We start from the raw sequence: 6,453 nt of genomic DNA, 5'->3' as shown, positions 1-6,453 counted from the left end.
CCTATTAAACGTACAAAGTTTGCGGGAATAAAAAGAAATATTGATTTTTTATATTAGATGTAATTTTTTTTAAAAGTAGACTCTCTTGCAATAACTTTTGTTTCGAGTTCTATTGTTCTTGGTGTAAAAGGAATTTCTTTTTTGTGACAATTCATTTCTTCTAATAATAATTTAAATGATGTTACTCCCATTTCATGGCTAGGTTGATCAACAGTACTAAGTTTAGGAGTTAGTACCTGAGACATAAACCAATTACTAAAGCCAATTACGGCAACTTGTTCTGGAATTTTTATTCCTTTATCATTAAAATAAGAAAGTACGCCTACAGCAACAAGATCTGTGATGGCAAATATTCCTTCAACATCAGGATGGTCAATCATAATTTGTTTTGCGAAATCTATTCCTTCTTGAAAAGTTACTTTTTCACAAGTATAGACTAAAGAAGGATCAAAGGGAATGTTGTTTATTTCTAATGCTTTTTTATAGCCAATAAAACGATCAATAGCATTTTGTGGGTTTAAGGGACCTCTGATGTGTGCAATTTTTCGGTATCCGTTGTCTATTAAATGTTGAACCGCATTTCTGGCCGCAATTTGATCGTTAATAATCACCTTTGAACTGTGAATCAACTTTGCAATTTTATCAAATTGTACAAATGGTATCTTACGTGCTATAATTTCCATAAGATGGCTGTCATCGTTTGATTCATTTGAGAGTGAAATAATTATTCCATCAACTCTTTTATTGATAAGCAAAGCAACTTGTTTTTTTTCTAATTCTAAAGATTCATTTGACTGCAGAATGATGACTAGATAGCCATTTTTTTCAGCTTCAGCAACAATCCCGTTTATAACATTTGAAAAGAAATGATGAACAATTTCCGGAATTATTAAGCCAATGGTTTTTGATTCTTTTGTTCTTAGATTGACAGCAAAAGAATTTGGACTGTAGTTGAGTTCTTTTGCTAATGAAATGACCGCTTCTTTTGTCTTTAAACTAACGTCTGGATAGTCTTTTAATGCCTTAGAAACAGTGGTGATGGATATGCCCAATTTTTCTGCAATTTCTTTAAGAGTAGCTTCTTTCATTAAACAAATATGGTGAAATATTTTTTTATATCAAATCGAAAACGTTTTCGGTAATTCGAAAACGTTTTCGTTTGTGTGATTCGTTATTTTGTTTCTTTATAATTATACATTTGATAATTAAACCAACTAAAATTTATTAACTAATTTATTTTAAAACCATGAAAAAGTCTATTTTATTCATCAGGCAAATAGGGGTTATTGTAGCATTACTACTATTTAATCTTTCTTTTGCGCAAAATTCGACCGTTACAGGAGTTGTTTCGGATGTTAATGGAGCACCAATACCAGGTGTTAATATTTTAATTAAAGATTCCTCAAAGTCAGTTGTTACAGATATCGATGGAAAATATAATTTTTCAAATCTTAAAAATGGAACTTTTGATTTTATTGCTTCATACATTGGATATAAAAATGTTATGTTTAAAATTGAAGTAAATGGAAATGTAATTAAGAATATAACTTTAACCGAAGATAATAATGTACTTGATGATGTTATTATTACAGGTGTAGTTAATCCTAGAACCAAAATTAAATCTAGTGTTTCTATCACTTCAATAAATACAAAAGAAATAGAGCAGTCTGCACCAAGATCTACTGCTGAGATTTTTAGAACAATTCCAGGTATACGCTCAGAATCATCTGGAGGAGAAGGAAACTCCAACATATCAGTTCGTGGTGTGCCAATATCATCTGGAGGTTCTAAATATTTGCAAATTCAAGAAGATGGCCTTCCGGTATTATTATTTGGAGATATTGCTTTTGCAACGGCTGATATCTTTACAAGATTTGATGGTAATGTGGCAAGAATTGAGGCTATTCGTGGAGGTTCAGCTTCAACATTATCTTCCAATTCTCCTGGAGGAATTATCAATTTCATTAGTAAAACTGGGAAAACTGAAGGAGGAACTATGAGTACTACTTTTGGACTAGATTATGAAAATTTCAGAACAGATATTGATTACGGGGCTAAAATAGGTGATGGATTGTATTTTCATGTAGGTGGTTTTTATAGAACAGGTGAAGGCGTTAGAAAAACGGGTTTTAATAGCAATAATGGTGGCCAAGTAAAATTCAATATTACAAAAGAGTTTGAAAAAGGATCAGTAACGGTTTATGCTAAATTTTTAAATGATAGAGCAGTAGCATATATGCCAATGCCTGTTCAGGTTTCTGGAACAAATGCTAATCCAAAATGGACGAGCGTAGATGGATATGATGCTACTAGAGGATCAATGCAATCTATTTATTTAAACCATAATGTAGGGCTTGGGACAGATGGAAATGTAAGAAGAGAAAAAGTTGCAAATGGAATGCACCCTATTTCAAAATCTATAGGTGCTAGTGCTACTTTTGATTTAGATAATGACTGGAAAGTTTCGGATAATTTACGTTATTCTGCAAACAGTGGTGGTTTTATATCTCCATTTCCTGCTGAATTGGGTACAGCTACTGCAATTGCAAATTCTTTTGGTGCAGGTTCTACGCTAAGTTATGCAAATGATGGGACAGCTTTTAATACTCCAAATGGATTAGTAGCTAGAGTTCATATGTTTGATACACAATTGAACGACATGAGTAATTTTATGAATGATTTGAGATTAACAAAGAAAATAGATAATTTAGGTGTTACTTTTGGGTTTTTCAAATCAATGCAAAACGTTTCAATGTCTTGGTTATGGAACTCTTACTTGCAAGAAGTATCAGACAATAATCCGCGTTTAATTAATGTAAAGGATGTTAACGGAAATCTATTGTCTGAAAACGGACTCTATGCTTATGGAACTCCTGCTTGGGGTAATTTAGCTAGAAATTACGATACGCAGTATAACGTATCTGCACCTTACGTAAATGTTTCATTTGATTTATCTAAAAACTTATCTTTTGAAGGTGGGGTACGATATGATAACGGAAAAGTTACTGGTTCTTTTACAGGCGGGACAGCAACAAGTTACGACATCAATAATGACGGAATATTATCAGCACCGGAGAACAATGTTTTTGCTGTAAATACTGCAAATGATACTCCAGTTAATTATACTTACGACTATTTTTCATACACTTTAGGAGGGAACTATTTGTTAAATGCGAAACAATCATTATTTGCTAGAGTTAGTAGAGGAGCATCTGCAAAGGCTGATAGAATTTTATTTAATGGCTTGGATTATTTAGATGGAGATAAAATCAACGCTTTGGATTTTTTAATGCAATCAGAAATTGGATACAAACAAAAATTTAATAAAGGATATGTTTATGCAACAGCTTTTAGTTCTAAAACTGATGAGCAAGCAGGTTATGAAGCTGGTGCAAATGTGATTAGACAAAATAATTACAAATCTTTAGGTTTAGAGCTTGAGTCAGCATATGATTTGTCAGACAATTTGAACCTTAGAGGGTCAATGACGTATACTAAAGCAGAAATAACATCAGGTGCAGATAAAGGAAATGAGCCAAGAAGACAGCCTAAATTAATGTATGGTGTAATGCCAACGTTTAAATTTATGGATAAGAAAAATACTTTAGGTCTAAGTTTTATTGGTCAGACTAAAGCTTTTGCTCAAGACTCAAATCAACTTGTAATGAATGGTTTTGTAATTGTAAATGGTTTTGTAGAAGTAGGTTTGACAAAAGGTTTATCAGTGAATCTATCTGGTAATAATATTTTCAACTCATTAGCAATTACAGAGGCAGAAGAAGGAAATATAACTGAGAATACAGTAAACTATGTAAGAGCAAGGTCATTGACTGGAAGATCAATTTCTATGGCTTTGTCATATAGATTTTAATGAAATGTTTCATGATTAATTAGTGATTAGACAATTCCTGTATTTTAAATATAGGAGTTGTTTTTTTTAATTTTAAAAAAAAATAGGAGCATGTTTAAAAAGGTAAAACTTAATTTTTGGCAAATATGGAACATGAATTTTGGGTTCTTTGGAATTCAATTCAGTTTTGGGTTGCAACAAAGTAACATGAGTGCAATTTATAAATATCTAGGAGCTGATGAAGGCAGTTTACCGATGTTATGGCTTGCAGGTCCTATTACCGGTTTAATAATTCAGCCTATTGTTGGAGCGATTAGTGACGGCACTTGGTCACCAAAATTTGGTCGCCGAAAACCATTTTTCCTTATTGGAGCTTTAATCTCAAGTTTTGCATTGCTAGTAATGCCTTTTTCTAATTCTATTTTTATGGCAGCAAGTTTGCTGTGGATTTTAGATGCTGCAAATAATTTGGCCATGGAGCCATATCGTGCCTTTGTAGCTGACAAATTAGATCAAAAACAACAATCATTAGGTTTTTTGATGCAAAGTTTCTTTACAGGATTAGGTATAACATTGGCTAATTTTACCCCTGCTATTTTAGTGGTATTAGGGATTTTGGCAATTACGGATAAATTAGCAAATGGAATTCCAACCTATACTTATTGGGCTTTTTTCATTGGAGCATTTGCTTCCATTGTTTCGGTTTTGATTTCAGTTTTTACAACAAAAGAATATCCACCCACTGAAGAGGAGTTAGCCGTAATTAATGAAAAGAAGAATCAAAATATTTTTAAAACGGTTTTTGTTGACATTGTAATGGCTTTCCAAACAATGCCCTTAACAATGAAACAATTAATACCGGTTAAATTTTTTACTTGGTATGCCATGTTTTGTTATTGGCAATACATCACATCTACACTTTCAATTTCAATTTTTAAGACTACAGACCAAGCATCACAAGGGTTTTCTCAAGCTCAATTGTTGACTGGCAGCTTAAATGGAACCTATAATATCATTTGTTTTATGGTTGCTTTTTTATTGGTTCCTTTAGCACTTAAAATCGGGGCAAAAGGAGTTCATTTTTTCGCTTTATTATTGGGCGGAATAGGTTTATTGAGTATTCCATTTTTAAACAATGTAGATGTTCTATTTGTAATGCATAATCCGTTTGGAGAAAACGTAGCCGTAACAACCATCTTTTTATACTCATTTGGTTTAGGAATTTCGTGGGCTTCTATGATGGCTATGCCTTATCAGCTTTTGGCTGGCTCTATTCCAAAAGATAAAACGGGTATTTATATGGGTATTTTCAACATGTTTATTGTTATACCAATGGCGATTCAAGTCTTGACCATGCAATACTTTGTATATGATTTATTAGGAAAAAATCCATTGAATGTGATTAAACTAGCAGGTGTTTTTTTAATTTTAGGTGCAATTTTCACTCTTTTTATAACTGTTAAAAACAGAAAAGAAGCAATAGTATAATGGAAAATATAGATTATAAAAAAGCAATTGAACTATTACATAATGCTTCGTCTAAAGCAGGGTTTTTAGCAAGTGCTCAAAACATTTCAAATTACAAAAGAGTTTGGGCTAGAGATGGAGTTATTTGTGGTTTAGCAGCATTAGCCTCTGCTGATGAAAAATTGATTGAGACCTTTGCTGATACATTAGAAACATTAGCAAATAATCAGCATGATAACGGTACAATTCCTTCAAATGTAATGATAGATGGAGATAATGTAGAAGTGAGCTATGGAGGTTTAGCAGGAAGGGTAGATGCAGTAACTTGGTTTATTATAGGTGTTTGTCAATACGCTTTTTATAAAAAGGACCACACATTCATTCAAAAATATGAGAGTAATATTCAAAAGTGTTTACAGCTTTTAGAAGCTTGGGAATTTAATAATAAACATTTGCTTTATGTGCCTCTTTCTGGTAATTGGGCTGATGAATACATAACAGATGGATATGTGCTTTATGATCAATTATTGAGAGTATGGGCTCTTAAAAGTTATAATTATTTTTGCAAAAGTGATTTGATATCAAGTAAAATTGAACAAATAACGCAACAGTTAGTAATTAATTTTTGTCCTGATTCAATAGGAGAGAAATACCACGAAAGAGCATACAAGGAAGCTAATATTCAAAATTTCATGCCTTGTTCGTTTTCGCCAGCAGGTTATAAGATGCAGTTTGATGCTTTTGCTAATTCCTTAGTGCTACTCTTAAAGATTGGAACACCTGCACTTCAAGAAGATGTAGTGTCGTATTCATTAGACTTGAAAAATAAAATGCCATTAAAATTGCTACCTGCTTTCTGGCCACCAATAAAAGAGAATGACCCTGACTGGAACTTGCTTAAAAATAATTATAAATACGAATTTAGGAACTTTCCAAACGAATTTCATAATGGTGGAAGTTGGTCTATGGTTAATGGTTTTTATGGACTCGCCTTATTATCTTCAGCAAAAAAAGAAGAAGCTATAGAAATACTTCAAGCTATAAATGCTATTAACAAAATTGATAATTATAGTTTTTACGAAAATTTCAATAGTAAAACCCAATTGCCTAATGGGGTTTTGTATTGCACATGGAGC

4 protein-coding genes are annotated in these 6,453 nt (G+C 32.3%); 3 read left to right on the top strand and 1 reads right to left on the bottom strand.

Annotation, left to right across the window (positions count from 1 at the left end; genetic code table 11):
• Positions 1–53 precede the first annotated feature (53 nt).
• Entirely contained in the window at positions 54–1,088 is a 1,035-nt protein-coding gene (locus FPG59_RS12760) for a LacI family DNA-binding transcriptional regulator (RefSeq protein ID WP_086454973.1), read from the bottom strand.
• A gap of 158 nt (positions 1,089–1,246) precedes the next feature.
• Here FPG59_RS12760 and FPG59_RS12755 point away from each other — a divergent pair, with 158 nt between their 5' ends.
• From FPG59_RS12755 to FPG59_RS12745, 3 genes are all read left to right on the top strand, one after another.
• Positions 1,247–3,871 carry a TonB-dependent receptor gene (locus tag FPG59_RS12755; RefSeq protein WP_086454972.1) on the top strand — a complete coding sequence of 875 codons (2,625 nt, stop codon included), beginning with the start codon at positions 1,247–1,249 and terminating at the stop codon, positions 3,869–3,871.
• A gap of 90 nt (positions 3,872–3,961) precedes the next feature.
• A complete protein-coding gene (locus tag FPG59_RS12750; protein WP_086454971.1) occupies positions 3,962–5,338 on the top strand; it encodes an MFS transporter in 1,377 nt (458 codons plus the stop codon).
• Positions 5,338–6,453 (top strand): glycoside hydrolase 100 family protein (locus FPG59_RS12745; protein WP_086454970.1); only part of this gene is annotated, 1,116 nt, incomplete at its 3' end. The genes FPG59_RS12750 and FPG59_RS12745, both read left to right, overlap by 1 nt.

It is taken from the genome of Flavobacterium sp. FPG59, from assembly GCF_002150205.1.
GTDB lineage: Bacteria > Bacteroidota > Bacteroidia > Flavobacteriales > Flavobacteriaceae > Flavobacterium.
This window is presented reverse-complemented; position numbering and strand designations above follow the sequence as displayed.

What these genes read in the sequence shown, in the direction of transcription:
- FPG59_RS12750 (WP_086454971.1), top strand. Translation starts at nt 3,962, where the DNA reads ATGTTTAAAAAGGTAAAACTTAATTTTTGGCAAATATGGAACATGAAT.
- FPG59_RS12755 (WP_086454972.1), top strand. Translation starts at nt 1,247, where the DNA reads ATGAAAAAGTCTATTTTATTCATCAGGCAAATAGGGGTTATTGTAGCA.
- FPG59_RS12760 (WP_086454973.1), bottom strand. Translation starts at nt 1,088, where the DNA reads ATGAAAGAAGCTACTCTTAAAGAAATTGCAGAAAAATTGGGCATATCC.